This window comes from Nocardioides antri (assembly GCF_008373765.1).
In the GTDB taxonomy this organism is placed as follows: domain Bacteria; phylum Actinomycetota; class Actinomycetes; order Propionibacteriales; family Nocardioidaceae; genus Nocardioides; species Nocardioides antri.
Genome location: NZ_VUJW01000010.1, coordinates 56,072 through 82,779 on the forward strand (window position 1 = coordinate 56,072; position 26,708 = coordinate 82,779).

29 protein-coding genes are annotated in these 26,708 nt (G+C 70.7%); 17 read left to right on the top strand and 12 right to left on the bottom strand.

Going from position 1 to position 26,708, the window contains the following annotated elements; all coding sequences use genetic code 11:
* Positions 1-89 precede the first annotated feature (89 nt).
* A complete protein-coding gene (locus F0U47_RS15915; protein ID WP_149751462.1) occupies positions 90-569 on the top strand; it encodes a hotdog fold domain-containing protein in 480 nt (159 codons plus the stop codon).
* Positions 570-578: 9 nt separating this feature from the next.
* Here the strand turns inward: F0U47_RS15915 and F0U47_RS15920 are convergent, their stop codons facing one another.
* From F0U47_RS15920 to F0U47_RS15935, 4 genes are read right to left on the bottom strand one after another with little or no spacing between them, the layout of a single operon-like run.
* Positions 579-1,436: an amino acid ABC transporter permease gene (locus F0U47_RS15920; RefSeq protein ID WP_149751463.1), complete on the bottom strand. Its 858-nt coding sequence runs from the start codon at positions 1,434-1,436 to the stop codon at positions 579-581.
* 1 nt (position 1,437) lies between these two features.
* The gene (locus F0U47_RS15925; RefSeq protein WP_149751464.1) at positions 1,438-2,124 is read right to left on the bottom strand and encodes an amino acid ABC transporter permease; all 687 of its coding nucleotides are present in this window, start codon (positions 2,122-2,124) and stop codon (positions 1,438-1,440) included.
* Between the two features lie 22 nt (positions 2,125-2,146).
* On the bottom strand, positions 2,147-3,037 hold the full coding sequence (locus F0U47_RS15930; RefSeq protein ID WP_149751465.1) for a glutamate ABC transporter substrate-binding protein: 891 nt from the start codon (positions 3,035-3,037) through the stop codon (positions 2,147-2,149).
* A gap of 10 nt (positions 3,038-3,047) precedes the next feature.
* Entirely contained in the window at positions 3,048-3,830 is a 783-nt protein-coding gene (locus F0U47_RS15935) for an amino acid ABC transporter ATP-binding protein (RefSeq protein WP_438362080.1), read from the bottom strand.
* A 118-nt stretch (positions 3,831-3,948) separates the two neighbouring features.
* On the opposite strand from F0U47_RS15935, the gene miaB reads away from it, so the two are divergent.
* From miaB to F0U47_RS15950, 3 genes are read left to right on the top strand one after another with little or no spacing between them, the layout of a single operon-like run.
* Positions 3,949-5,448: a tRNA (N6-isopentenyl adenosine(37)-C2)-methylthiotransferase MiaB gene (gene miaB, locus F0U47_RS15940; protein WP_149751466.1), complete on the top strand. Its 1,500-nt coding sequence runs from the start codon at positions 3,949-3,951 to the stop codon at positions 5,446-5,448.
* Positions 5,449-5,466: 18 nt separating this feature from the next.
* On the top strand, positions 5,467-6,195 hold the full coding sequence (locus F0U47_RS15945) for a Type 1 glutamine amidotransferase-like domain-containing protein (RefSeq protein WP_149751467.1): 729 nt from the start codon (positions 5,467-5,469) through the stop codon (positions 6,193-6,195).
* A complete protein-coding gene (locus F0U47_RS15950; protein ID WP_149751468.1) occupies positions 6,195-7,097 on the top strand; it encodes a phosphotransferase family protein in 903 nt (300 codons plus the stop codon). The genes F0U47_RS15945 and F0U47_RS15950 overlap by 1 nt, the downstream gene beginning before the upstream one ends.
* A 7-nt stretch (positions 7,098-7,104) precedes the next feature.
* Here F0U47_RS15950 and F0U47_RS15955 read toward each other — a convergent pair whose 3' ends face one another.
* Positions 7,105-7,590, bottom strand: a complete 486-nt coding sequence (locus F0U47_RS15955) for an NUDIX domain-containing protein (protein ID WP_149751469.1) — start codon at positions 7,588-7,590, stop codon at positions 7,105-7,107.
* Positions 7,591-7,625: 35 nt separating this feature from the next.
* Here F0U47_RS15955 and miaA point away from each other — a divergent pair, with 35 nt between their 5' ends.
* From miaA to F0U47_RS15995, 8 genes are all read left to right on the top strand, one after another.
* Positions 7,626-8,549, top strand: a complete 924-nt coding sequence (miaA, locus tag F0U47_RS15960; protein WP_149751470.1) for a tRNA (adenosine(37)-N6)-dimethylallyltransferase MiaA — start codon at positions 7,626-7,628, stop codon at positions 8,547-8,549.
* An 86-nt stretch (positions 8,550-8,635) separates the two neighbouring features.
* Positions 8,636-9,565: a helix-turn-helix domain-containing protein gene (locus F0U47_RS15965; RefSeq protein WP_149751471.1), complete on the top strand. Its 930-nt coding sequence runs from the start codon at positions 8,636-8,638 to the stop codon at positions 9,563-9,565.
* Positions 9,562-10,137 carry a dihydrofolate reductase family protein gene (locus F0U47_RS15970; RefSeq protein ID WP_149751472.1) on the top strand — a complete coding sequence of 192 codons (576 nt, stop codon included), beginning with the start codon at positions 9,562-9,564 and terminating at the stop codon, positions 10,135-10,137. The genes F0U47_RS15965 and F0U47_RS15970 overlap by 4 nt, the downstream gene beginning before the upstream one ends.
* 92 nt (positions 10,138-10,229) lie before the next feature.
* On the top strand, positions 10,230-12,071 hold the full coding sequence (gene ggt / locus F0U47_RS15975; protein ID WP_149751473.1) for a gamma-glutamyltransferase: 1,842 nt from the start codon (positions 10,230-10,232) through the stop codon (positions 12,069-12,071).
* Between the two features lie 3 nt (positions 12,072-12,074).
* Positions 12,075-12,710: an MSMEG_1061 family FMN-dependent PPOX-type flavoprotein gene (locus F0U47_RS15980; protein WP_149751474.1), complete on the top strand. Its 636-nt coding sequence runs from the start codon at positions 12,075-12,077 to the stop codon at positions 12,708-12,710.
* On the top strand, positions 12,703-13,539 hold the full coding sequence (dapF, locus tag F0U47_RS15985) for a diaminopimelate epimerase (RefSeq protein WP_149751475.1): 837 nt from the start codon (positions 12,703-12,705) through the stop codon (positions 13,537-13,539). The genes F0U47_RS15980 and dapF overlap by 8 nt, the downstream gene beginning before the upstream one ends.
* A 75-nt stretch (positions 13,540-13,614) precedes the next feature.
* Entirely contained in the window at positions 13,615-13,875 is a 261-nt protein-coding gene (locus F0U47_RS15990; RefSeq protein ID WP_149751476.1) for a hypothetical protein, read from the top strand.
* Between the two features lie 51 nt (positions 13,876-13,926).
* The gene (locus tag F0U47_RS15995; protein WP_149751477.1) at positions 13,927-14,703 is read left to right on the top strand and encodes an SDR family NAD(P)-dependent oxidoreductase; all 777 of its coding nucleotides are present in this window, start codon (positions 13,927-13,929) and stop codon (positions 14,701-14,703) included.
* Between the two features lie 281 nt (positions 14,704-14,984).
* On the opposite strand, the gene F0U47_RS16000 is transcribed toward F0U47_RS15995, so the two are convergent.
* Both F0U47_RS16000 and F0U47_RS16005 read right to left on the bottom strand, forming a co-directional pair.
* Positions 14,985-15,638, bottom strand: a complete 654-nt coding sequence (locus tag F0U47_RS16000) for a vWA domain-containing protein (RefSeq protein ID WP_149751478.1) — start codon at positions 15,636-15,638, stop codon at positions 14,985-14,987.
* Between the two features lie 36 nt (positions 15,639-15,674).
* Positions 15,675-16,091, bottom strand: coding sequence for a hypothetical protein (locus F0U47_RS16005; protein WP_223162805.1), 417 nt, complete (start codon positions 16,089-16,091; stop codon positions 15,675-15,677).
* Positions 16,092-16,218: 127 nt separating this feature from the next.
* Here F0U47_RS16005 and hflX point away from each other — a divergent pair, with 127 nt between their 5' ends.
* The 4 genes from hflX (at position 16,219) to F0U47_RS16025 (ending at position 21,656) form a co-directional block, all read left to right on the top strand.
* Complete coding sequence (hflX, locus tag F0U47_RS16010; RefSeq protein WP_149751479.1) at positions 16,219-17,703, top strand: GTPase HflX; 1,485 nt, start codon at positions 16,219-16,221, stop codon at positions 17,701-17,703.
* A 60-nt stretch (positions 17,704-17,763) separates the two neighbouring features.
* Positions 17,764-18,855 carry a calcium-binding protein gene (locus F0U47_RS16015; protein ID WP_149751480.1) on the top strand — a complete coding sequence of 364 codons (1,092 nt, stop codon included), beginning with the start codon at positions 17,764-17,766 and terminating at the stop codon, positions 18,853-18,855.
* Between the two features lie 90 nt (positions 18,856-18,945).
* Positions 18,946-19,623, top strand: coding sequence for an SGNH/GDSL hydrolase family protein (locus tag F0U47_RS16020; RefSeq protein WP_188111387.1), 678 nt, complete (start codon positions 18,946-18,948; stop codon positions 19,621-19,623).
* Positions 19,624-19,655: 32 nt separating this feature from the next.
* On the top strand, positions 19,656-21,656 hold the full coding sequence (locus F0U47_RS16025) for an ATP-dependent DNA helicase (protein WP_149751482.1): 2,001 nt from the start codon (positions 19,656-19,658) through the stop codon (positions 21,654-21,656).
* Here the strand turns inward: F0U47_RS16025 and F0U47_RS16030 are convergent.
* Positions 21,653-23,239 carry an MXAN_6640 family putative metalloprotease gene (locus F0U47_RS16030; RefSeq protein WP_149751483.1) on the bottom strand — a complete coding sequence of 529 codons (1,587 nt, stop codon included), beginning with the start codon at positions 23,237-23,239 and terminating at the stop codon, positions 21,653-21,655. The genes F0U47_RS16025 and F0U47_RS16030 overlap by 4 nt on opposite strands.
* A 51-nt stretch (positions 23,240-23,290) precedes the next feature.
* Positions 23,291-24,004: a transcriptional repressor LexA gene (gene lexA / locus F0U47_RS16035; protein WP_149751484.1), complete on the bottom strand. Its 714-nt coding sequence runs from the start codon at positions 24,002-24,004 to the stop codon at positions 23,291-23,293.
* A 258-nt stretch (positions 24,005-24,262) separates the two neighbouring features.
* Here lexA and F0U47_RS16040 point away from each other — a divergent pair, with 258 nt between their 5' ends.
* A complete protein-coding gene (locus tag F0U47_RS16040; protein WP_149751485.1) occupies positions 24,263-24,604 on the top strand; it encodes a LysM peptidoglycan-binding domain-containing protein in 342 nt (113 codons plus the stop codon).
* A 113-nt stretch (positions 24,605-24,717) separates the two neighbouring features.
* On the opposite strand, the gene F0U47_RS16045 is transcribed toward F0U47_RS16040, so the two are convergent.
* The 3 genes from F0U47_RS16045 to F0U47_RS16055 all read right to left on the bottom strand — a co-directional run bounded on the left by F0U47_RS16045 (position 24,718) and on the right by F0U47_RS16055 (position 26,696).
* Positions 24,718-25,209 (bottom strand): DUF6318 family protein, encoded by a 492-nt coding sequence (locus F0U47_RS16045; RefSeq protein ID WP_149751486.1) that lies wholly within the window; start codon positions 25,207-25,209, stop codon positions 24,718-24,720.
* A gap of 120 nt (positions 25,210-25,329) precedes the next feature.
* Entirely contained in the window at positions 25,330-26,109 is a 780-nt protein-coding gene (locus F0U47_RS16050; RefSeq protein WP_149751487.1) for a hypothetical protein, read from the bottom strand.
* Positions 26,109-26,696, bottom strand: coding sequence for a DUF6318 family protein (locus F0U47_RS16055; RefSeq protein WP_149751488.1), 588 nt, complete (start codon positions 26,694-26,696; stop codon positions 26,109-26,111). The genes F0U47_RS16050 and F0U47_RS16055 overlap by 1 nt, the downstream gene beginning before the upstream one ends.
* Positions 26,697-26,708 lie beyond the last annotated feature (12 nt).

Sequence of the window (26,708 nt, forward strand, 5' to 3'; positions counted from 1 at the left end):
TCCCAACGGGCCAGTCCGGCCCGCCCCAGCGGACGAGAGCGGCACCACCGCGGTTGCCGACGTGAGTTACTCATGAGTAATATCACCGCATGAGCCAGGTCCACAGCCTCTGGAAGACCGCGTCCGGCCTGCCGGTCGTCGGTGGTGTCGTCGGCAAGCGGGCGTTCTCGCTCGCGTTCGCCCAGAAGGCGCCGTACTTCGCCTCCATCCACCCGCGGTTCACGGTCGTCGAGCCCAACCACGTGGAGCTGGTGATCCCGAAGCGTCGCAGCGTGCAGAACCACATCGGCACCGTGCACGCGATCGCCCTCTGCAACGGCCTCGAGGCCGCCATGGGAGCGCTCGCCGAGGTGACGATCCCCAAGGACAAGCGCTGGATCCCCAAGGGGATGGAGGTCTCCTACACCGCCAAGGCGACCAGCGACATCACGTGCGTCGCGGAGACCGACCAGGAGCAGTGGGACACCGCCGACGGTGACCTGCCGGTCCGGGTCAAGGGGGTACGCGACGACGGCACCGTCGTGATCGAGGGCGAGATCCGGCTCTGGGTCACCCCGAAGAGCAGGTAGCGCGCGCCGTCACGTCCGCTGGGTCACGTGGGCCTCGCCGACCATGGGCACCTCGAGGACCTTCTTCTCGCCGACGTAACGCTTCTGCAGCCAGTTCGCGAGCAGCGTCAGGAGGAGGTTGACCGCGATATAGGCGGCCGCCAGCACGATTGCTGTCGGCACCTGGTTGACCCGGAACTCGATATAGATCTGCTCGCCGATGTAGGTGAGGCCAGGGGCACCGATCGCATAGCCGAGGCTGGTGTCCTTGAGCGCGACGATGCACTGGCTGACCAGTACCGGCAGCATGATCTTGACCGCCTGCGGCAGCTGGATGGTCGTCATCACCTGGGTCTTGCGCATCCCCAGGGCGTACGCCGCCTCCACCTGCCCAACCGGCACGGCGAGGATGCCGGCGCGGAACGCCTCCGCGAGAACCGCGCCGTTGTAGAGCGTCAGGGCGATGATCACGCATTGGAGCGGACTGAGCGGGCCGTCGCCGAGCGACAGCAGCATCCACCAGAAGATCATGGACAGTAGGACCGGAACGGCTCGCCAGAACTCCACGACCAGCCAGCAGGGCCAACGCACCCATGGGTGGTCGGAGAGCTTCCCGACGCCGAAGAGGACGCCGAAGACCACAGCGCCGAGGATCGCCCCGAACGCCATCAGCAGGGTGTTGAGCAGCCCGTCGACCAAGAGCGCCTCGATGTACTCGGGCGTGAGGAACGGCTCCCAGAGCGCGTACTCGAACTGTCCCTTCTCCTCCAGCTTCAGCACCACGAGGGCGGCGAGACCGGCGAGTGCCAGCACGGAGAGCACCGAGTAGATGCGGTGCCGGGCGATGGTGCGGGGCCCCGGCGCGTCGAACAGGACGGATCCAGCCATGTCAGGCCACCTTCGCCCTGCGCTCGAGCATGTGCGAACCGAACGAGATGATCTCCACGATCACGATGTAGCCGAGCGCGAACAACAGGAAGATCTGCACCCGCTGGTCGGCGTAGTTGTTGTTGAACGCCCGCATGGTCGCCGTTGCTTCGGCCATCCCGAAGACAGCCGCGACGGAGGTGTTCTTGGCGAGCGCGATCTGGACGCTGGCCAGCGGCGGGATCACCGCTCGGCCGGCCTGGGGGAGGATGACGTGCCGCATCGACTGCAGGAAGGTCATCCCGACCGCCCGGGCAGCCTCTGCTTGACCGAGCTGCACCGAGTTCACCCCGGACCGGATGCCCTCGCAGACGAAGGCAGAGGTGTAGAGCGTCAGCGCGATGCACGCCCTGGTGAAGTACGCCGACACGTTCCAGCCGGCGATCTCGACATCCTCGACGAACCGGAACGTGTAGCCGAGCTTGGGCGCCGCCACCGCCATGAAGATGAAGATCACGAGCAACGGGGTGTTGCGGAAGACCGTCACGTACAGCCCGGCCGCGCCCCGGAGGACGCTGACCGGGCCGACGCGCATCGTGGCGAGGACCAGTCCTAGGACCATCGAGGCCAGTCCGGAGACCGCGAACAGGGCGAGCGTCACGCCGAAGGCGTCGAGATACTCACCGAAGTTCGAGAAGACTGCTTCCATCGGGTGGCGGCGCCCCGGCTCGTCAGGACGCGGGGCAGGGGTCGAGCTCGGGCTGCTCGGGCGTCTCGACGCCCGCCTCGCCGAGGGTCAGGTTGAACGCCTCTTCCCACTGACCGTTCTCGAAAGACTCCTCGATGGTCTCGTTGATCCACTCGCACATCTCGGGGTGGTCGAGCGAGTAGCCGACGCCGTAGCGCTCCTCGGAGAACGGCTCCACGACCACCTTCAGGTCATCGGGCTGCTCCGCGGCGTATCCCAGGAGGATGGCTCCGTCCGTGGTCATCGCGTCGACGGCCCCGTCCAGCACCTGGCTCACGCACTCGCTGTAGGTGTCGAACCCGCGGGGTGTGGCGCCCTCGGCCTTGATGTTCTCCAGGGATGTCGAGCCGGTGACCGAGCAGACCTCCGTGCCCCTGATGTCGTCGAGGCTGTCGATGTCACTGTCGGCGCGCACCAAGAGCTGCTGGCCGGTCACGTAGTAGGGACCAGCCTGGCCCACGACGGCACGGCGCTCGGGCGTGATCGAGTACGTCGCCAGCACGAGGTCGACCTCACCCGCCTCGAGGAACGGCTCGCGGTTGTCGGAGATCGTTTCCTTCCACTCGATGTTCTCGGGGTCGATGCCCAGGTCAGCAGCGAGGATCTTGCCCATCTCGACGTCGAAGCCCGACGGGGCGTCGTCGGTCGCGCCCTTGAACCCCAGGCCGGGCTGGTCGAACTTCACGCCGATCGTGACCTTGCCCTCCTCGGCGAGCTCGCGCATCCGGGTGCCTTCGTCGAAGTCCTCGGCGGCGTCTTCCTTGACGTCGACGTCCACGCCTTCGTTGTCGTCGTCGCCTGCCTCGCCGCACGCGGTGAGTGATCCGGCCAGGAGTACCGCAACTGCGGCCATCCCGAGCTTCATCCTGCGCATTCCCTACTCCTTAGTGTTTGAGGATCTTGCCGAGGAAGTCCTTGGCTCGATCGCTCTCGGGGTTGGTGAAGAACTTCTCGGGGTTCGTGGTCTCGACGATCGCGCCGTCGGCCATGAAGACGACCCGGTTGGCCGCCGTACGCGCGAAGCCCATCTCGTGGGTGACGACGATCATCGTCATGCCGCGCTCGGCGAGGTCGACCATGACGTCGAGGACCTCCTTGATCATCTCGGGGTCCAGGGCCGAGGTCGGCTCGTCGAAGAGCATCACCTTGGGGTCCATCGCCAGCGCACGCGCGATCGCGACCCGCTGCTGCTGGCCGCCGGAGAGCTGGGCGGGGTACTTCGCCGCCTGGTGGGCGACGCCGACCCGCTCGAGCAGCTCCTTGGCGCGCGCCTCGGCCTCGGCCTTCGACTTCTTGCGCACCTTGATCGGCCCCAGCGTGACGTTCTCGAGCACGGTCTTGTGGGCGAACAGGTTGAAGCTCTGGAAGACCATGCCGACGTCGGCGCGCAGCCGCGCGAGGCCCTTGCCCTCCTGCGGCAACGGCTGGCCGTCGAGGAGGATCTCGCCCTCGTCGATCGTCTCGAGCCGGTTGATCGCCCGGCAGAGCGTCGACTTCCCGGCGCCCGACGGGCCGATGACCACGACCACCTCGCCGCGAGCGACGTCGAGATCGATGTCCTTGAGCACGTGCAGGTTGCCGTAGTGCTTCTGAACGCCGGCAAGTCGCACCAGCGGCTGCCCGGATCCACCTGCAGGCGTGGCAGCGTGTTCCTCCTGCACCGTCATGGCCGCGACGCTAGCCGCGCCCAGACCGTTCGGCTAGACCACGCGCGGCGTCGAGGCCGATTCGTTGCACTCGCCGCTTAGGAGACCGGCACCGCTGCGCCGTACCCTTTTGAGCGTCATGACCAGTGCCCGCACCTACGAGGTCCGCACCTACGGGTGCCAGATGAACGTCCACGACTCCGAGCGACTCTCGGGGCTGCTGGAGGACGCGGGCTACGTCCGGCATCAAGCGGGGGCCGACGGCGACCAGGCGGCCTGTGCTGATGTGGTCGTCTTCAACACCTGCGCCGTGCGGGAGAACGCCGACAACAAGCTCTACGGCAACCTCTCCCACCTGGCGCCGATCAAGGCCGCCAACCCGCAGATGCAGATTGCTGTCGGCGGCTGCCTCGCCCAGAAGGACCGCTCGACCATCACGGCCAAGGCGCCCTACGTCGACGTGGTCTTCGGGACCCACAACATCGGCTCGCTGCCGGTCCTGCTCGAGCGCGCGCGGGTGCAGGAGGAGGCTCAGGTCGAGATCCTCGAGTCGCTCGAGGTCTTCCCGTCGACGCTGCCGACCAAGCGGGAGAGCGCCTACGCCGCGTGGGTGTCGGTGTCGGTCGGCTGCAACAACACCTGCACGTTCTGCATCGTCCCGAGCCTGCGTGGCAAGGAGAAGGACCGCCGGCCGGGGGAGATCCTCGCCGAGATCGAGGCCCTGGTCGCCGAGGGCGTCTCCGAGATCACCCTGCTGGGCCAGAACGTCAACAGCTACGGCGTCGAGTTCGGCGACCGGCAGGCGTTCTCCAAGCTGCTGCGCGCGTGCGGCGGCATCGAGGGACTGGAGCGGGTGCGCTTCACCTCGCCGCACCCCGCCGAGTTCACCGACGACGTCATCGAGGCGATGGCCGAGACGCCGAACGTGATGCCGCAGCTCCACATGCCACTGCAGTCCGGCTCCGACCGGATGCTGAAGGCGATGCGCCGGTCCTACCGGCAGTCGAAGTACCTCGGCATCATCGAGCGGGTCCGGGCTGCGATGCCGGACGCCGCCATCACGACCGACATCATCGTGGGCTTCCCGGGCGAGACCGAGGAGGACTTCCAGGCCACGCTCGACGTGGTCCGGCAGGCGCGGTTCTCCGGCGCGTTCACGTTCCAGTACTCCAAGCGCCCTGGCACGCCGGCGGCCGTCCTCGACGACCAGGTCCCGCCCGAGGTCGTGAAGGACCGCTACAACCGGCTCGTCGACCTCGTCAACCAGATCGCGTGGGACGAGAACAAGCTCCTCGTCGGGCGCGAGGTCGAGCTCATGGTCGCCGAGGGCGAGGGACGCAAGGACGCCGCCACCCACCGGCTCTCCGGCCGCGGCCCCGACAACCGGCTCGTCCACTTCGAGGCGGACTTCTCCGCGGTTGAGGGCGAGGCCCGGCCCGGCGACCTGGTCACGGTCGGCATCACGTACGCCGCCCCGCACCACCTGGTGGCGGACGGACCCGTGCGCGCGCTGCGTCGTACCCGCTCGGGCGACGCCTGGGCCCCCCGGCAGGGCCGGGCCGCACCGGTCGGTGTCGGCCTCGGCATGCCGACCGTCGGCGTACCCGCACCGCTGCCCGACGCGCCTGCCTGCGGCTGACCTGCCTACGATCGGCAGGTGCCTGCCGACGCTCCGACGATCCTCGCCACCTCAGGTGGCGCCGTGCCCGCCGACCGGATCCGGTGGTCGGTCGGCCCGCTGACCCGCTACGCGGTCGAGCTCTCGGGCGTGACCGGTCGTGCCCCGCGGGTGTGCTTCCTGCCGACGGCCAGTGGGGACAACCCGCAGCTCGTCCGCGACTTCTACGACATGGCGCAGGAGGCGGGGTTCCGCGGCTCGCACCTGCAGCTCTTCACCATGCCGAACGTCGAGGACATGCGGGAGCTGCTGCTCGGCCAGGACGTGATCTGGGTGTGGGGCGGCAGCGTCGCCGGCCTGCTCGCGATGTGGGAGCTGCACGGCGTCGGTGACCTGATGCGCGAGGCGTGGCAGGCGGGCGTCGTGCTGACCGGGGTGTCGGCGGGCTCGATCTGTTGGCACGTCGGCGGCACGACCGACTCGTTCGGTCCGGACCTGCGGCCGGTCACCAACGGGCTCGGGCTGGTCCCCTACTCCAACGGCGTGCACTACGACTCCGAGGAGCAGCGACGCCCGGTCTTCCAGTCGCTGATCGCCGACGGCACGCTGCCGAACGGCTACGCGACCGACGACGGCGTCGGCGTGCTCTACCGCGGCACCGAGTTCGTCGAGGCGCTGACGGAGAAGGAGGACAAGGCGGCCTACTTCGTCGAGCGGGGGCCGGACGGCGCGGTCGAGACGCGGCTCCCGACCCGGCTGCTGCGCTGATGGATCCCTTCTCGGCCGCGGGCGTGTCGCTGACCCCGCTCGAGGGAGGCTGGTCGGGCGAGACGTTCCTCGCCGAGGCGGGCGGCGAGCGGACCGTCGTGCGCATCTATGCGGACCCGCGGCACCCGGAGCACGCGGCCGAGATCGCCGCCTCGCTGCTGCGGCTCGTACGCGGCCTGCTGCCGGTGCCGCAGGTGCGGGAGGTACGACGACCCGACCCTGCTGCCGGCATGCCCGCGCTCCTGGTGACCGAGCTCCTCCCGGGGGAGCGGGCCGACCTGCTGGTCCCGGCGCTCGACGCCGACGGGCTGGGCCGGGTCGGCGCCGCGCTGGGCGAGGTGGCCGCGGTGCTGGCCGGGATGCCGACCTTGCGTGGCGGGATGTTCGTCGACCGCGACCTCCGCATCGAGCCGTTCGACATGGACCTCGTCGGCTGGGTCGAGCGGCATCGCGACGACCTGGAGCGGATGGACTGGCACCGTGGCGAGGTCGAGGACCTGCTGCGGATCGCGGAGCGTGCGCAGGCGCGGCTCGACACGGTCGACCGCACGAGCCTGGTCCACTCCGACCTCAACCCGAAGAACGTGCTCCTCGATCCCGGGACGCTGGCGGTGACCGGGGTGCTCGACTGGGAGTTCACGCACAGCGGCCACCCGTTCACGGACCTCGGGAACCTGCTGCGCTTCGAGCGCGCGCCGTCGTACGTCGCGGGCGTGCTCTCCGCCTGGGAGTCCCGGCACGGCACCCCTGCCGACGACGCGCTGGACCTCGCCCGGGCAGCGGACCTGGTGGCGCTCGTCGACCTCGCCGCCCGCAGCGGCTCGAACCCGGTCGCGACCCGCGCCGAGACCCATCTGCGCGCGATCGTCGACCAGGCCGACTGGCACGCCGTCCCGGACTGAGGTTGTTCTAGAACCCGTGGTGGGTCAGCGGTGGCACCGCGCCGGCGCGGAGCGCCTCGAGCACGACGAGCTCGTGCGGCACGACCGGCTCGGGGAGAGCGTCGAGCGGGAACCACCGCAGGTCGGCGCACTTGGCGGGCTCGACGATCCGCGGCTCGCCCGACCATGAGCGGGAAGCGAAGAAGAAGTCGATCCGCTCGTCGATGGGCAGGTCGTGCGCCGTACGCTGCATCGCGGTCAGGAACTCCAGGCCGAGGTCGGCGACGTCGACCTCCTCCTGTGCCTCGCGCCGGGCGGCTGCCTCAGCGGTCTCGCCGCGCTCGACGTGGCCGGCGGCGGCAGCCGCCCAGTGCTCGTCCATGTAGCCGGTGCCGCGCCGCAGCTGGAGCAGCACCTCGGTGACCGCGCGGTCGATCTCCCGCAGGAAGAAGACGTACGACGCGGGGACGACCACGAAGCGTTCCGCGCCTGTGGCCGGGTCCTGAACAGTCACCGGCCAACCGTAGACGACCTTGGCAGACTGCCCTCATGGAGCCGGTGATCCCGATCGTGGCCATCGTCGGCCCCACCGCGGCGGGCAAGACAGGCCTCTCGCTCGACCTCGCGGAGCGGCTCGGTGGCGAGGTCGTCAACACCGACGCGATGCAGCTCTACCGCGGCATGGACATCGGTACGGCGAAGCTCCCGGTCGCCGAGCGCCGCGGCATCCCGCACCACCTGCTCGATCTGCTGACCGTGCGCGACCCGGCGACGGTCGCGGAGTTCCAGGGCTGGGCGCGCACCGTGATCGCGGACCTGCGTGCCGGGGGCAGGCCGCCGGTCCTGGTCGGCGGCTCGGCGCTCTACACGCGAGCGGTGCTTGACCGGTTCGAGTTCCCCGGCACCGACCCGGAGCTGCGCGCGAAGTGGGAGGCCGAGCTCGCCGTACGCGGTGCCGCTGAGCTGCACGCCCTTCTCGTCGAGCGCGACCCCGAGGCGGCCGCGCGGATCCTCCCCGACAACGGCCGCCGGATCGTCCGCGCGCTGGAGGTGATCGAGCTGACCGGCCGGCCGTTCTCGGCGACCCTGCCGCAGCGGGAGTACGTCGACCCCGCGACCGTGCAGATCGGCGTCCGGATCGACCGCGAGCTCTTGGAACAGCGGATCGAGCAGCGGGTGGCGGAGATGTTCGACGCCGGCCTCGTCGACGAGGTCCGTCGGCTGCTCGACGAGGGCCTCGCCGAGGGGCGTACGGCGTCCCGCGCGATCGGCTACCAGCAGGTGATCGCCCACCTGGCCGGTGACCTCACCCTCGACGAGGCCCGGGAGCGCACCGTCATCGCCACCCGCCAGTTCGCCCGCCGCCAGCTCGCCTGGTGGAAGGACGACCCCCGCATCACGTGGATCGAGCACGACGCCCCGGACCGGGTCGAGCAGGCGCTCGCGGCAGTGCGGTCGTCCTTGCCAGAGTGACCCAGGGACCACGCTGGCAATGACGACCGCTGGCTGCGCAAGAACGATCAGGCGCGCAACGCTCGCGCGGGGTGAGACTGGTCGGCATGAAGGACACCCCGCGCGACCGATTGCGCGAGCTGCTCGACGCCGTGCTCGACGAGGACAACCGCACCCTGGGCGACATGGCGGGTGACGCCTACGCGTCGCCGTACCACTTCAACCGGCTGCTCTCCCGCAGCGCCTACGAGGCGCCCGTCGCGATGCGGCGCCGGGTGATGCTCGAGCGGGCCGCGTGGCAGCTCCGCAAGGGGTCGAGCGTGACCGATGCCGCGTGGGACGCGGGGTACGAGTCGGTCGAGGGCTTCAGCCGCGCGTTCACCCGCGCGTTCGGCCATCCGCCGAGCACGCCCGCCGGGAGCCACTGGCTGCCGGCGCCCAACGGGATCCACTTCCACCCGCCCATGTCGCTGTGGGTGCACACCACGGAGCAGCCGATGAATCCCCTGACCGAACAGCTCATCGAGCACGACCTCGACGACACCCGCCACCTGATCGAGGTCGCCAAAGGCCTGCCGGAGGAGGAGTACCGCAAGGAGCGGTTCCCCGGCCAGACCGTCCTGCGCTGGGACGGCGAGGACTCCTCGATCGCGAAGGTCCTCGAGCACCACGTGTTCACGAAGGAAGTGTGGCTGGCCGCGATCGAGGGAGGCGACCTCCCGACCGACCGCGGCGACACCCCGGCGGCACTGCTCGAGCGGCACGACGACGCCGCGGCACGCTGGCTGAGCGTCGTACGCGACATCGACAGCAAGGGCGCCTGGGACGACCGGCTCATCGACGCGCTGTGCGACCCGCCCGAGAGCTTCCAGATGGGCAGCGTCGTGGCACACGTGCTGACCTTCGCCGCCCACCGCCGCCAGCTCACCCGACAGATGCTGCGCGGCGCCGGCGTCGACCCTTCGTCGGTCGGCCACGGCGACCCGATCAACTGGCTGCGCGCCCGGCGCGGCGAGACCGAAGGAACGGACGCATGACAACGCACACCCCGAAGCTGACCTACTACACCGCCACCACGCTCGACGGCTACATCGCTGACCCCGACGACTCGCTCGAGTGGCTCTTCCGGCAGGACCAGGACGGGAAGGGGCCGCTCAACTACGACGACTTCATCAAGGACATCGGCGCGATCGTGATGGGCGCGACGACGTACGAGTGGGTCCGCGCCCACGACCCCGACCAGTGGTTCTACTCGATGCCGTCGTGGGTGATGACCCACCGCGACCTCAAGCCGCCGGTCATCGACGGAGTCGAGGCCGACGTGCGGTTCGCGCAGGGCAGTGTCCGCGAGGTGTACGACGCCATGGTGGCTGCCGCGGGCGGCAAGGACCTCTGGGTGGTCGGTGGGGGAGACCTGGTGGGCCAGTTCGCCGACGAGGGGCTGCTCGACGAGGTGATCGCCTACATCGCGCCGGTCACGCTCGGCGCGGGTCGGCCGATCCTGCCGCGACGGCTCGACCTCGAGCTGCTCGAGGCCACCCAGAACAAGTCGTTCATCGCCGCGCGGTACCGGTTCGTCGGTCCGCTGAAGGAGGACCGGGCCGGCTGAGGCCATCGCGACACGCGGTCGTCGGGCTCCCTCGACAACCCGCGGCCGCGCAGGCAAGGTGAGGGGAGGTCCAGACTCTCGGGAGGTCCCCCATGCCCCGTCCGACCGCGCTCGTCGCGTCGTTCGCTCTCGCCCTCGCCCTGCTCGGCACGTCCCCCGGCCTCGACGGGGCCGGCGCGGCGCCGCAGCCCTCGGCCGACCGGTCCGGAGCTCCGCCCAAGGCACCGACCGCGGTCGGCCGTGGCGGCGCCGTGAGCTCGGTGGACCCCTATGCCTCGCGGATCGGCCGCAACGTGCTGGCCCGCGGCGGCAATGCGGTCGACGCCGCGGTCGCGACGGCCGCGGCGCTCGGCGTCACCGAGCCCTACAGCGCCGGGATCGGCGGAGGCGGCTACTTCGTCTTCTACAACGCGAAGACCGGCAAGGTGAGCACCATCGACGGCCGCGAGACCGCGCCCGCGGCGATGCAGCCCGACGCGTTCATCGACCCGGCCACCGGCCAGCCCTACCCGTTCTCCCCGGACCTGGTCACCAGCGGTGTCTCCGTCGGCGTGCCCGGGACGCCCGCGACCTGGGCGAAGGCGCTGCGCAGGTGGGGCAGCCTGTCGCTGCGCTCGGCGCTGAAGCCGGCTGCGAGGCTGGCCCGCGACGGCTTCGTCGTCGACAAGACCTTCCGCCTCCAGACGAAGGAGAACGCCCACCGGTTCCGCACCTTCGAGCCGACGTTCGACCTGTTCCTCGACGACGGCCTGCCGGTGGTCGGCAGCCTGTTCCGCAACCCCGACCTGGCCCGCACCTACGAGCGGCTCGGAAGGCGCGGCACGGACTGGTTCTACGACGGGCGGCTCGCGGCCCAGATCGCGGCGACGGTCCAGGAGCCGCCGCTGAGCGGCCGGACCGACCTGCCGGCACCGCCGGGAAGCATGACGAAGGCCGACCTCGCTGACTACCGAGCGCTGCTGCAGGCGCCGACGCGGGTCGGCTACCGCGGCTACGACGTCTACGGCATGGCGCCGTCGTCGTCCGGTGGCACCACGGTCGGCGAGTCGCTCAACATCCTCGAGCAGTTCGACCTCGGCGCGATGCCGCGGCGGGACGTGCTGCACCACTACCTGGAGGCGAGCGCCCTCGCGTTCGCCGACCGCGGCGAGTACGTCGGCGACCCGGCGTACGTCGACGTCCCGACCGAGCACCTCCTCGACGACACCTTCGCCAAGGAGCGCGCCTGCCTCATCGATCCCGACACCGCAGCCACCAAGCCGGTCCCGCCCGGCGACGTATCGTCGTACGACGGCGTCTGCGGCACCGCTGCCGACGGCGTGGCCGAGCCCGACACCGAAGGTCGATCGACGACCCACCTCACGACGGCCGACCGCTGGGGCAACGTGGTGGCCTACACGTTGACGATCGAGCAGACCGGCGGCTCGGGGATCGTGGTGCCGGACCGCGGCTTCATCCTCAACAACGAGCTGACCGACTTCTCGACGGTCTACGACGAGGACGACCCCAACCGGATCCAGCCCGGCAAGCGGCCGCGCAGCTCGATGTCGCCGACGATCGTGCTGCGCGACGGGAAACCGGTGCTCGCGCTCGGCTCCCCGGGCGGATCGACCATCATCACCACCGTGCTGCAGGTGCTCGTCAACCGGCTCGACCTCGGGATGAGGCTGCCGCGGGCCGTCGCGGCGCCGCGCGCCACGCAGCGCAACCGCGAGGCCGTGACCGCGGAGCAGGCCTTCATCGACAGGTGGGGAGCGGTGCTCGAGGGCTACGGCCACGAGCTCGTCGTCGCGGGTCCGCCCGGCACCAGCGCCGCGGAGATCGGCGCGGTGGCCGCGATCGAGCTCGGGCCGCGCCTGAGGATGACGGCCGTCGCCGAGCCGACGCGGCGGGGCGGTGGATCGGCGTACGTCGTCACCCCCACCTACCCTTGAGGGGTGACCGCACCCGTCTGGACCGAGATCGCCGACGCCGCCGCGCTCACCGCGCTCCTGGGTGAGCCCGGCGACGCGGCGCGCGGCAAGGAGCGGACGGCGTTGGCCGACGTGGACCGCGACTGGCTGGCGGCATCGCCGTTCTGCTTCGTCGCGACGTCCGACGCCGACGGCAACCTCGACGTCTCGCCCAAGGGCGACCCCGCGGGGCGGCTGGCGCACGTCATCGACGACACGACGATCGCGATCGCCGAGCGGCCGGGCAACCGCCGCGCCGACGGCTACCGCAACATCCTGCAGAACCCCCGGGTGGGACTGAACTTCGTCATCCCCGGCCGCAGTGACACGCTCCGCATCAACGGCCGCGCGCGGCTGGTCAGCGACGCGCCGTTCTTCGACGCGATGGTCGTCAAGGGGCACCGGCCGTTGCTCGCGGTCGTCGTCGAGATCGACACGATCTTCTTCCACTGCGGGAAGGCGTTCCTCCGGTCGCAGCTGTGGGACCCGGACACCTGGGACCCCGACGGTGTCGTCCCGCGACGCGCCGTGATCTCGCACCGGATGGAGAAGCCGGACCAGAGCGTCGCCGAGCTCGACGCCTACTACGGCGAGAGCTACCTGAGGAGGCTCTATGAGTGACTCCTACGCCTTCCTCAAGGGGCACGGCACCGAGAACGACTTCGTGCTGCTGCCCGACGACGACGGCTCGGTCCACGGCGACCTGGACGCCGGCCGGGTTCGGGCGCTCTGCGACCGGCGCGCCGGCATCGGCGGTGACGGCGTTCTCCGGGTGATCCGCACGACGGCGCTCGAGGCCGGGCGCGGGCAGCCGGCCGAGTGGTTCATGGACTACCGCAACGCCGACGGGTCGCTGTCGGAGATGTGCGGCAACGGAATCCGGGTCTTCGGGCGCCACCTCGCGCTGGCCGGCCTGGTCGACCCGACCGGCCCGGTCCCGGTCGCCACCCGCGACGGGGTCAAGACGCTGACGTTCGCAGGAGGCGCTGCCGACGGCGAGATCACCGTCGACATGGGCGTGCCCAAGGTCCTGGAGGAGACCGAGGTCGCGGTCGGCGCCGGCTCCTGGCCGGCCCTCCACGTCGACATGGGCAACCCGCACGCGGTCGCCTGGGTCGAGGACCTGGCGGACGCCGGACCGCTGCTGGACGCGCCGACCTACGACACGAGGGTCTACCCCGACGGCGTCAACGTGGAGTTCGTCGTACGACGCGGACCCGCTCACGTCGCCATGCGCGTGCACGAGCGCGGGTCCGGGGAGACCCGCTCGTGCGGCACCGGCGCGTGCGCCGTGATGGTCGCAGCGGCGCTCGCCGACGACGCGCCGCGCGACACCGACTACCGGATCGACCTCCCCGGCGGCACTCTCCGGATCCGCTGGACCGCCGACGACCGGGTCCTGATGACCGGTCCGGCCGTGCTGGTCGCGGAGGGCACGACCTCCCTCTGATCCGGCCTGCACGCGGCACGGATGAAGCGCCCTGTGATGGATACCACTCCGTTGAGCAATTGGAGGGAGCAGCACGTGTCCGAGGAGACGAAGGATCCGCCGCGCAGGCCCGAGCCGGTCGCCGAGCCGCCGCCGCCACCGCCCGGGGGGCCGCACGCCGTGCCGACCGTCGGTGGGGTCGGGCCCTACACCCGGATCGCCCGCGACCCGGACCCCAAGCACAACCCGGAGACCGACAACGAGCTCCCGGAGGAGACGACCGAGCCGGAGGAGACCGGGACGGAGGCCACCAAGGGCGGTCCCGAGACGCCCTCGGAGAGCGAGCCGCCGGAGTAGTCATGGTCCTCGGTGGGTGGTGTGGAACTCGTTCTCGCTAGAGTCCGCGGCATGGAACTCACCGGATCATCCGCCATCGTCACGGGCGGCGCTTCGGGCATCGGCGCCGCGTGCGCCCGCCAGCTCGCCGCCCGCGGTGCGACCGTCGTCGTCGCCGACCTCCAGGCCGACAAGGGCGAGGCCCTTGCCGAGGAGATCAAGGGCGTCTTCGCCCAGGTCGACGTCACCAACACCGAGCAGATCGCCGCAGCGGTCAAGGCCGCTGCCGACATCGCGCCGCTCCGTGCCGTCGTCAACTCCGCCGGCATCGGCTGGGCCCAGCGCACGATCGGCCGCGACGGCACGGTCGAGTCGGCCCACTCGCTCGAGGCCTTCCAGAAGGTGATCGCCATCAACCTGGTCGGCACCTTCGACATGGTCCGCCAGGCCGCCACCGCGATGAGCCTCAACGAGCCCGACGAGGACGGCTGCCGCGGCGCCATCGTCAACATGGCGAGCGTGGCCGCGTTCGACGGGCAGATCGGCCAGGCGTCGTACTCCGCCTCCAAGGGCGGCGTCGTCGGCATGACCCTCCCGGTCGCGCGCGACCTGTCGGCGGCCGGCATCCGGCTCAACACCGTGGCCCCCGGCCTGATCGACACCCCGATCTACGGCGAGGGTCCGGACTCGGAGGCGTTCAAGGCCAAGCTGGGCGAGAGCGTGCTCTTCCCGAAGCGGCTGGGCGTGCCGGACGAGCTTGCGTCGATGGTGATGGAGTGCCTCACCAACTCCTACATGAACGGCGAGGTCATCCGCGTCGACGGCGGCATCCGGATGCCCCCCAAGTAGCTCCCGCCCAATAGTCGCCCAGCGTCCGCCGGCTTTCCGCCGAGGCACGCCGCCACGTCGCCGTGCGCCGAGAGCGCACGGCGACGTGACGCTTCTGTGAGACGTGACGTTTCTGTGAGACGACCAGCCCAGGCTCGGCGAGCTGCGCGTCGGACGGCGGCCCGACCGGCGTACGGGCCGGGGGTTGTCCGCCGTTCCCACGGGTTGTCCGCTTCTGCAGTGGCCGACAACCCGTGGAATACCCGGTCGACCGGGTATTCCACGCCCCCGCCGCGCCCCGATCAGTCCTCCAGCCCGGCCCGCTCCTCCGCGGTGTAGGCCTCCATCATCGGCGCGGGAGCACCAGCAGGCGCGGCCATCCGGGCGGCGCGCATCTTCGACAGCTTGGCGGCGCTGACCTTCATCGCCTCGCTGGTCTTGCTGCGGCCGTAGGTGACCGACGCGTCGGCGGAGACGCCCAGGGAGGCGCCGACCTCGATCGCGTCCTGGTCGGCCCCCATGTAGAGGAACTGCCAGGCGTAGTCGCTGGTCTGCTGCTCCACCAGCGCCTTGATCGCGGGGTGGGTCCACTCCTGGCTGGCGTTCTCGTAGCCGTCGGTCATGATCGCGACGATGACCGTGCCGGGTCGCTGGTCCTCGGGCATCGCGGCGAGCTCGGCGCCGGCGGTGGTGACCAACCGACCCATCGCGTCGAGGAGCGCGGTCGAGCCGCGCGGCTGCAGGTCGAGGGGCGGGACGTCGGCGAGCGGCTTGCCGGAGTAGACGACGTCGTACTCGTTGTCGAACTGCGCCAGCGTCACCCGGCACTCGCCGGCGGTCTTGCGCTGCTCGTCGACGAACGCCGCGAAGCCGCCCTCGGTGTCGGTCTTGATGGACTGCATCGAGCCGCTGCGGTCGAGCAGGAAGTACAGGTGGGTGAGGTCCGCTCGGGTCATGGTCACTCCGTCCCGGGAGCGATCCCCGACCGCTCCCTACTGTGTGGGTCGACGCGGCTTGAACCGCATCGGGGCGGGCGCCGCCGCCGGTTGCCGTGGCACCCCTGACTCCAGGTCGTACTTCGCCCGTTCGACACCCGCCGCCGTCACCCGGCCGCGTTCGTCGGCGTAGGCGCCGAGGGTGACGGTCCGGGCCAGCCGCGGACCGACGGCGTTCTCCGTCAGTCCGGCCTGAGCCCCGGCGCTCCGGAGAGACGCCTGGCCGGTCAGCACGGCGCCCGCCATCGACTCGTCGATCAGCTCGGTCAGCCGGTCGGCCGCTTCCCGAAGGTAGGGGAGGGCTCCGACGGAATCCTTGCCCTCGGCTTCGTCGAGAGCACGGCGTACGGCGGCCAGCCCCTCCCTGTCGGGCCCCTGGCCCTGCTTCGGGTCGACCGGTCGATCCTGGGTCATGCGGTGCACATTACCGCATAAACTGCGGCACCGCAAGAAATGCGCCACCGCACTTGATGCGGTCGCGACCGGGCGGCGGATAATCGGGAAGCCTTCGGGGCACTGCGTGGTTACGCTGGACAGACATATGACGAACCACGCAGAAGACTTCACCCTCGACACCGAGCTTGCGCAGACCGCCGCTTGGGACACCGACGACGACTTCGAGTCGGGCTACGCGGACCCCGACGACACAGACCCGGAGGAGGTCACCACCGGTGACCTCGACCTCGCGGCGCGCCACGAGCTGCGCCGGGTCGCGGGCCTCCGCACCGAGCTCGAGGACATCACCGAGGTCGAGTACCGCCAGCTCCGGCTCGAGCGCGTCGTCCTGGTCGGTGTCTGGACCGACGGCACGATCGAGGACGCCGAGAACTCCATGGCCGAGCTCGCGCTGCTCGCCGAGACCGCCGGCTCGGAGGTGCTCGACGCGATCTACCAGCGCCGGCAGAACCCCGACCCCGCGACGTACGTCGGACGCGGCAAGGTCGAGGGTCTCGGCGAGATCGTGCAGGCGACCGGTGCCGACACCGTCATCTGCGACGGTGAGCTGGCTCCCTCGCAGCTGAGGAACCTCGAGGACCGGCTCAAGGTCAAGGTCGTCGACCGCACCGCGCTGATCCTCGACATCTTCGCGCAGCACGCGAAGTCCAAGGAAGGCAAGGCGCAGGTCGAGCTGGCCCAGCTCAACTACATGAAGCAGCGGCTCCGTGGTTGGGGTGGCAACCTGTCCCGCCAGGTCGGTGGTCGGGTCGCGGGCGGTGCCGGCATCGGTGGCCGCGGCCCCGGTGAGACCAAGATCGAGACCGACCGGCGCCGGATCAACGACCGGATCGCCAAGCTCCGCCGCGAGCTGAAGGCGATGGCCGGCACCCGGACCACGATGCGCCAGGAGCGGCGACGCAACGCCGTACCCTCCGTCGCGATCGCGGGCTACACCAACGCGGGCAAGTCGTCGCTGCTCAACCGGCTCACCGGAGCGGGTGTGCTCGTCGAGAACGCCCTGTTCGCGACGCTCGACCCGACGACGCGTCGCACGCAGGCGACCGACGGCCGGGTCTACACGATGAGCGACACCGTCGGCTTCGTGCGCCACCTGCCCCACCAGCTCGTCGAGGCGTTCCGCTCGACGCTGGAGGAGGTCGCCGACTCCGACCTGATCGTCCACGTCGTCGACGGCTCGCACGCCGACCCCGAGGGCCAGATCAACGCCGTCCGCGAGGTGCTCGCCGAGATCGGCGCGGCGGACATCCCCGAGCTCATCGTCATCAACAAGACCGATGTCGCGGACCCCCTCGTCGTCGCCCGGCTCAAGCAGCGAGAGCCCCACTCGGTCGCCGTCTCGGCCCGCACCGGGGAGGGCATCGCCGACGCTCTCGCCGCCATCGAGGCCGAGCTGCCGCGGCCGCAGGTGGAGTTCGACGCGCTGGTGCCCTACGCCCGCGGTGACCTGGTCGACCAGATCCACCGGCTCGGCGAGATCGACTCCCTCGAGCACACCGCCGACGGCACCCGGATCGCCGGCCGTGCCACCGAAGCGCTCGCCGGAGAGCTCGCGGCCTACGCCGTCTGACTGACGGGGCATCCACCGCAAGACCGATGCGGGGACGGCTCGACGGGGTGACGATGAGTCATGCGCTTCCTCGTCCTGACGTTGGTCTCGGTCTCACTCGGGGTGGTCCCGGTCCAGCTGCACAGCCCCGCGGCGGCGTACGGCGGCGCCACCTGCGCCGGCCTCCCCGTCACGATCGACCTCAACGACCCGGACCACCCGCGCGTGCACCGGCCGCGGTCCGACGTCGTGCTCGGGACACCGGAGGGAGAGTGGATCGGTGCCGGTCGCGGCGACGACGTGGTCTGCGCCGGGGGTGGCAACGACTTCCTGATCGGCAGCAGGGGTGACGACGTCCTTCGCGGCGGACCAGGGACGGACGGGGTGAGCTATCGCCAGTCCGTCCGCCCGGTCCGCGTCGACCTCGCCGTCACCAGGCCCCAGCGCACCGGGGTCGGAGTGGACACGCTGGTCGGGGTCGAGGAGGTCAGCGGCTCGCGGACCCAGCCGAACGACATCCGTGGCAACGCCGAGCGGAACCGCATCACCGGTGGCGACGCCGCCGACGTCCTCGTCGGCAGAGGGGAGGACGACTACGTCAGCGACTGGGAGCAGGCCGATGCCGGCAACGATGACGACGACGACCTGCTCCGCGGTGGTGACGGGGACGACTACCTCTATGCCGGCGGCGGCGACGACCTGATGTACGGCGGTGCGGGCTCCGACCTGCTGATCGCCGATTTCGGCATCGACGTCCTGTACGGCGGTTCGGGCGTGGACATCCTCGAAGCCTGGGGCCGTGCGACCGACAGCGAGCCGGACCGGATCGATGGCGGCGCGGAGCCGGACTTCCTGGCGGCTGCCTCGGGCCCCCAGCTCTACGACGGGGGACCTGGGTCCGACATCATCGACTTCGCGGGGTTCGGGTTCGCCGGCGCAACGATCGACCTGGCCGTGGACGGGCCCCAGGACACCAACGTCGCCGGGATCGACGAGTTCGTCTCCGTCGAGGGCGTGTACGGGAGCTCGGGCCCCGACACCATCCTCGGTGACGACGGGCCGAACTTCCTGAGCGGCGAGGGCGGCGCCGACGAGATCGACGGACGCGGTGGCACGGACCAGTGCGAGGTCGAGCCGACGGACTCGGTCGCCGGCTGCGAGGAATTCCTGTGAGCGGGGGTCGGACAGCTCCATCGCCTCCGTTCTGACAACGGTTTCGGCGTTCGCCGGACAGGGTCGGCTCCGACGCCGCACCATCTGCTGGTGCGCATTCGGGGAGCATGGTTCGTGGCCGTCGGCGTGGTCGTCGCCGTCGTGGCGACCGCCCTCCTCCTGGTGACCCGGGCCGGTGCCGACACCGACCGCTGCACCCGCTTCCGGGACGCAGCCGACGACCGGGCCGGGCTGGTCACCGGAGTCGGCGCGGATCTGCTCGTGATCGGCGACTCCTATTCCGTCGGCCTCGGCGTCGGCGCCGCGGAGAGCTGGCCGACGCGGCTGCCGGGGCGGGTCCGCGTGGGCGGGTTCTCCGGGTCCGGCTTCAGCCGGGGCGCGAGTCCCTGCGGTGACGTGTCGTACGCCGCCCGGGCGGCCCGCGACCTCCCCGAATCCGAGATCGTGGTGGTCGAGGGTGGGCTCAACGACTTCGACCAGCCGGCGGCCGCGGTGGAGGACGGGTTCGAGCGGCTGCTGGCCCGGCTGGACGACCGGCGGGTGCTGGTCGTGGGGCCGGCTCCCGCGCCCGAGCGGGCGGCCGCCGTACCGGCTGTCGATGCGTTGCTCGCCGACCTCGCGCGTGAGCACGGAGTGGGCTACCTCTCGATGGCCGAGGCCGACCTGCCCTACCTCGACGACGGTCTCCACCTCACGGTCGAGGGACACCGGCAGTTCGGGGACCTGGTCGCCGGGGCGCTGTCCACAGCGCGGCAGCCCGGGCGGTAGTCCTGTCGCACCTGCGGTCTAGGGTTCCGGGCATGTCCGGGGTCGACCACGACGCTCTGCGCGCGACGCTCGCCGCGGCCGTCGAGGCGCTCGGCGGCAGCGAGCGGGCGGGCCAGATCGCGATGGCCGAGGCCGTCGCCGAGTCCATGGCCGGGTCGTCGGGGCTCCGGCACCTCCTCGTCCAGGCCGGCACCGGCACCGGCAAGTCGCTCGGCTACCTCGTCCCCGCCCTGCACCACGACAAGCGGGTCGTCATCGCCACCGCGACCCTCGCGCTGCAGCACCAGCTGGTCGAGCGCGACCTGCCGCGCCTGACCAAGGCGGTCGGCGGCCGCGCCGGCGTCGACACCAGCTATGCCGTCCTCAAGGGCCGCTCCAACTACGCCTGCCTCCACCGGATCCGCGAGGGAGTGCCGGACGACCAGGGCGTGCTCGTCGAGGTGCCGGAGGGCTCGCTGGGCAAGAAGGTCCTCGAGCTGCGGGAGTGGGCCGAGGAGGAGACGAAGGCCGGCGGCAGTGGGGAGAAGGACGCCGCTCCGCGCCACACCGACCGCGAGTGGCGGCAGGTCAGCGTCACCGCGCGCGAGTGCCTCGGCGCGGCCAGGTGCCCGTTCGGCGAGGAGTGCTTCGCCGAACGCGCCCGGGAGAAGGCGCAACGCTCCCACCTGGTCGTCACCAACCACAGCCTGCTCGCGATCGACGCGATCGAGGGCGTCCCGATGATCCCCGACTACGACGTCGTGGTGATCGACGAGGCCCACGAGCTCACGGCCCGGGTCACCCAGGCGGCGACCGACGAGCTGTGGGCGTCGGAGGTGGAGCGCGCGGCCCGCCGCTCGGCCCGCCACGTCCGCTCCGACTCCGGCGACCCGGCCGGCGACCTGGAGGACGCCGCCGACGCGCTGCGGTCGGCGCTCGGGGAGGCGCGGCCCGGCCGCATCGAGGCGCTGCCCGCGGATCTGGCCGACGCGCTCGTGCTGGTGCGCGACGCCGCCCGAGCGCTCGTCAGCGCCTTCCCCAAGTCCGACGCCGGCGACGAGCCGGACGCCGGGTTCACCCAGGCCAAGGGCAATGTGCAGGAGCTCTTCGCGACCGCCGACCGGATGGCCGCCAACGCCGACACCGACGTCCTCTGGTTGTCGGAGGGCACCGAGCGGCTCCCACCCCGGCTGTGCGTCGCCCCGCTCCAGGTCTGGGGACCACTGCGGGACAAGCTGCTGTCGGAGAAGACCGTGATCATGACCTCGGCGACCCTGATGCTCGGCGGCGACTTCACCTCGGTCGCCACCTCGGTCGGTCTCAAGCCCTCCGAGCGGGTCGCGGTCGGCGCGGAGTCGCCTGACGAGGTCGAGGACGGCGTCGAGCCCTGGGTCGGTCTCGACGTCGGCAGCCCGTTCGACTACGGCAAGCAGGCGATCCTCTACGTCGCCCGCCACCTCCCGCAGCCGGGCCGCGACGGGCTCGGCCCGGCCCAGCTCGACGAGATCACCGAGCTCGTCGACGCGGCCAACGGCCGCACCCTCGGGCTGTTCTCGAGCCGGCGTGCCGCCGAGACCGCGGCCGATCACGTCCGCGGCAAGCTGCCCCACCTCACCACGCTCGCCCAGGGCGACGCGCAGCTGCCGGAGCTGGCGCGGCAGTTCGTCGAGGACCCCCACACGTGCCTGTTCGGCACCCTCGGTCTCTGGCAGGGGCTCGACGTCCCCGGCGACACCTGCCAGCTGGTGCTCATCGACCGGATCCCGTTCCCGCGGCCCGACGACCCGCTGATGAGCGCGCGCCAGCGAGCCGCCGACCAGGCCGGCGGCAACGGCTTCATGCAGGTCGCGGCCACCCACGCCGCGCTGCTGCTGGCGCAGGGGGCGGGCCGCCTGATCCGCACCCACAGCGACAAGGGCGTGGTCGCCGTGCTCGACCCGCGGCTGGTCACCGCCCGCTACGGCAGCTTCCTCAAGGCGAGCCTGCCGCCGATGTGGACGACCACCGATCCGGCCGTGGTGCGCACGGCGCTGAGCCGGTTGTCCTCGGCCTAGGCCGGCTGCTGGGCCCTGGCCACGATCGACTGGGTGAGGTCCTGGTCGAGCGGGCGGCCGTGACAGGTCCACCGCGTGCCGATCTCGCAGTTGTAGCGGGAGCTCCCGTTGACGACGGTCAGCTCGACCGCCTTGACGTCCGTCGCGGAGAAGGGGACGGTGCCGTCGTAGTTGCCCGTGCCGGCGAGGTCGAGCACGGTGGTCTCCACGTCGCCCGAGTGGAAGAACACCCGCGCGAGCGCCCGGCTCCCGCGCACCTTCGGAGCCAGGTCGAGGATCAGGCGCAGCTGCCAGTCACTCGCGCTCAACCCGTCCGCGGGCTCGATCAGGTAGGACGCCGACGTCAGGTGGTCCAGCTCGATCGCGGCCACGCGCTCCCGGCTGGTCGGGGTGATGACGAAGGCGCGTTCCAGCGGTGCGGTGGGATAGCGGCTGCCCTCGTCGTACCACCGCCGCGGATGGAGGTTGGCCGCCGCCATCTGGAGGTACTCCGCAGCGATGTCGGTGCCCTGCTCGGCGAGGGCCTCCTCGACCGCCTGGAGCGAGTACAGATCGGGCGCACTCGTGCCGGCCTTGCGCCACATGGTGCGCACGATCACGGGCAGTCCGGCCTGGGACGTCCGGAACCGCTCGGAGACGTACCGGAAGAAGATCCAGGCGCCGTACCAGTAGCGGTCGCGGTGCCAGTCGAGGGACAGTCCCGGCTCGCCCATCGGACCGTTGCTGAGGTAGCCCCGGTTGTCGTCGATGCGGTCGTAGACCTCGTCCTCGGCCCACGTGGCCGTGGCCTCCATGAACCAGGTGTCCTCCCCGATGTCGTAGCCGAACTGCACCGCGTGGAAGTACTCGTGCGCCGCGGTCACCTTCATGTTCTTGATCGGTGTGTACAGCGGGAACTCCCGCTTGCGGTAGTCGTTGTCGAGCACGCAGTAGGCCCAGGTGCGACCGTGGTCCGGCGCCGTCGCGGGGTCGGTCGTGCAGTAGCCGTACAGGCCCCAGTCGCCGATCTGGGCGAGGTAGATGTCGGTCCGCGCGTCGCCTCCGCGGCGGCCGTCACGGGCCGGAGGGCGGTAGCCGGCGTCGACGTACTTCCGGTGCACGTGGGTGACGCTGGTGAGGACCTTCTCGACGTAGTCGGGACGCCCGTCGCCGTCCTGGTCGCGCCGCGGGACCCCGTTGACGCGGTCGTCGGACTTGCGCACGTAGTGCACGCACACGACCACCGAGCACGCGCGGCGCACGCGCTTGGTGCGGTAGCAGGAGGCGTCGGGGCAGCGCCCGGGGCTGGCGGTGGGTCGGGCGAGGTACGACGCCGCGCGCTCGCGCTGCTCCGGCGCGAGGTCGTCGCTCAGCAGTGCCAGGTCGCGGAGCGCCATCGTGGCCGAGCGGTCGGGAGCGTTGGGGCTCGTCGCGGTGCCGGCGGTCAGGGCCTGGGACTCGAAAAGCCCCTCGACCTTGGCGAGCGCGACCTCCGCCTGCGTCGCGCGAGTGGGCTCCGTGGTCTGCGCCGTCGCGGCGTGAGGAGGCGCTGCGAGCAGCGCAGAGGCGAGGAGGAGGGCGAGGAGCACGCCCGGACGGAGCATGGGGCGAACTGTATGCCCAACCGTCCGTCGAGGAGGCCGGTCTGGTGAGACCTACACGCGCCGCAGGACCGCGGTGACCTTGCCCAGGATCGTGGCGTTCGTGCCGTCGATCGGCTCGAAGGCGTCGTTGTGGGGGAGCAGCCAGACCTTGCCGTCCTTGCGCTGGAAGGTCTTGACGGTGGCCTCGCCCTCGATCATCGCGGCGACGATCTCGCCGTTCTCGGCGGTCGGCTGCTGGCGGATGACGACGTAGTCGCCGTGGCAGATCGCCGCGTCGATCATGGACTCGCCGCTGACCTCGAGCAGGAACAGCTGGCCGTCGCCGACGAGCTGGCGCGGGAGCGGGAACACGTCCTCGATCCGCTCCTCGGCGAGGATCGGGCCGCCGGCCGCGATCCGGCCGACGACCGGCACGTTGGTGGGGAGCGGGGCGGCGTCGCCGATCCCGGTCTCGTCGTACGTCGTCTCGGTCGCCGGGCCGACGGAGCGCCGCGGCCGCATCGACTCGGGGAGGACGACCTGGAGGGCGCGCGGCAGGTTGGGGTCGCGCTTGAGGAAGCCCTTCTCCTCCAGGACCTTCAGCTGGTGGGTGACGCTCGAGGTGCTGGTGAGGCCGACGGCCTTGCCGATCTCGCGCATGCTCGGCGGATAGCCGCGCTGGTCGATGCTGTCCTTGATGTGCTGCAGCACGCGCTGCTGCCGCGGGGTGAGCCCCGATGCGTCGGGAGGCCCGTCGGGCAGTTCGCTGACCTTCTTGTCCGCCATGACCTCGACGGTAACGCCGATCACGCCCTGGTTTCAAACATCTGTTCGAAGCGGCGTGTCGCGACACGCCGTCGAACATTCTTTCGAACGGTCCTTGATCCGTTCGAACACCTGATCTACTCTCGATCATGTGTTCGATCGAACTGTTGATCGAACGGCCTTTGGATCCATCTGTCGGAGGTCGTCGATAGACATCGGTCACCAACCAGATCGCCAGGACTCCGATCGTCGGAGTCACTTCCCCCGGAGGTCACTCAGATGAGCACCATCACCTTTGCCCCGCAGGTCAGCTACCACCCGCGCTCGGTCCGTCTGACGCGCCGCGGCCGGCTCGTGGTCTTCGCCTTCGGCGTGCTGCTGGCCTTCGCGCTGGGTGTGTGGTTCGCCGCCGGCTCGGTCGCCACCGACGAGGGCGGCGTCGAGCAGGTCGAGGTCGTGACCGTTGCTCCGGGCGAGACCCTGTGGGACATCGCCGCCGACGCGGCTGCCGCGACCGGCGAGGGCGACGTGGCCGACATGGTCGACCGCATCCAGGACATGAACAGCCTCGACTCGAGCATGGTCCTTGCAGGCCAGGAGCTCCGGATCCCGACCGAGTAGTCGACGACTTCGTCCGCGACCTCGACCCCCGCGGACGTGAGGGCCCACCTGTCCGGGCCCCAAGGGGAAGACGAAGGGCGGACCCACGACCCCGGGTCCGCCCTTCGCACTTTTCAGCGGCCGATCATGCTGCCGACGGTCCCGGCCGCTGCGCCCGGCCTGGGCAGGAGGAACACCAGCTGGCGGACCGGCGCACGCTCCGAGGGGTCGACCACGAACCGGAGCGAGATCTCGTCCCGCGGCCGCGCGACCGTGATGTCGGCCGCGACCGTCACCGTCTCGCCCGACTGCTCCGTCACCATCGCTCGATCCACGCGCCACTGCCCGCCGTGGTGCACCCGCTCCGTGCCGGCGAGCACGTCCTGGCACGTCTCGCACGATGCGGCGAGCGCGGAAGCCGCAGTCGCGTCGCCGGTCCTGAGCGCGTCGTTGCGTGCGGCGATCCACGCGCGGACGGTGCCGACGGCCGACCCGGCGGAGGCCGCGGTCGTCGGAGCGCCCGACGGATCGGCCTCGGACGGGTCGTCCGCGGCACACCCGGCGACGAAGATGCTGAGCAGTGCTGCGGTCGCGATCGCAGATCCGACGCTGCGTGATGACTCCATGGCAGGCCTCCCGAGAAGTGTCCCCGCCCCAGGTCCGGCGGCGGTGCCCGTAGTCAACCGGCTCGGCAACGGCCTGCGCACCGCTCGCTTCTGAACCTGTGGACAACCGTCGCTGGAGCGTCAGCCGTCGTAGCCGACGAGGGTCGGCCGGGCCTCGATTGCCTTCAGGTCGGCAGGCTCGCCGGCGATGGTGACGCTGCCCGGCACCGGCTGCCACTGCCCGCCGTTGACGCGGTAGTCCGCCACCCAGGTGATGTCGAGCGCGGGCCGGTAGTCCCCGGTCTGCAGGTAGTCGTGGGTGATCTCCAGCCGCGGGTACGGCGCTCCCGGCTTGTCGGTCGTGATCGACTCCCCGTCGTCGAAGTGCCAGGTGTAGGAGTGCGCCTCGATCCGCAGGTCCACGCGTTGTCCCAGCAGACGTACGGTCCGGTCCAGGGTGCGCTCCTCGGTGAAGAAGTTGGTCGCGAAGTTCACCAGGGTCCGCCCACCCGGAGGCTGGATGGTGAAGGTCGACGGCGGCAGTGGGATGCGCTGGAAGGCGACCGCGACGAGGTCGTCGGTGACGGCTGGAGCGCGCTCTTCCGACGGGCACCACCACGACTCATTTACTCGGCTGCCGTCTGGCAACTCAAGCCATGAATGGGTCTTGAAGGTTCCGTCCGGGCAGGTCAGGTTTCCTGTGCATACACCCACACAAGCGGGCTCAGAGTGGTACTGCCCGATGAGGCCGGGCTGACCTGTCGACGAAACATCGTCGCCGGGCAAGTTCTGAATCACTGAGGTGCCGAAGCCTCCGTCGCCTGGGATCACGTCCACATCTGCGTTGCCGTCATCGGCATTCGCCAGACCGGAGGATGCGAACGTCAACAGCGCCGCCAGACACGCGATCGGACGGAGCATCACGCACCCTCCAAAGTGGTCACACTCCAAGCGCCCCTGATCCAGCTGACTGCAACCAACCACTTGGCGTGACCACCCGGATACTTCCTATTGAGGTCGCCGGCGTCGACCACTCTCTGAAGCCCGAGAGTTGTATGCGTTGTGATCGCCCAATCGCCACTTGGAGACTGAGCTGGCTCGAGCTTCGTGATTCGGTAATCGCCGCCGACCACGCGGCCCCCGCTTTCGTAGACGCCCTCGATGAACTGAATGCCGCCCGCGCAACCCACGCAGGACGGCTGGTCAAGTTGTTTGAGCACCTGAACGTCACCGGACTTCGTCGCGTAGTTGACGACATCCCAGTAGTACTTCACGAAGGCCTCAGCACCAGCCTGGGTGTTGGCGTTCGCCGCCGGTGGCAACGCGGGCTCGACCGGCGCAGCGTCCGTCGGCGTCGGCTCGCTCGGCGACGCAGGAGCGGACTGGCTCGTCTCGCTCGGCGAGGTGACGGGATCGGACGGATCCTCTTCCTCGCACCCCGCGCCGAGTAGCGCAACTGACAGTGTGGCGACCCCGATCAGTGATCGGCGTAGCAGCAACGAGCTCATGCAGGCCCTCCC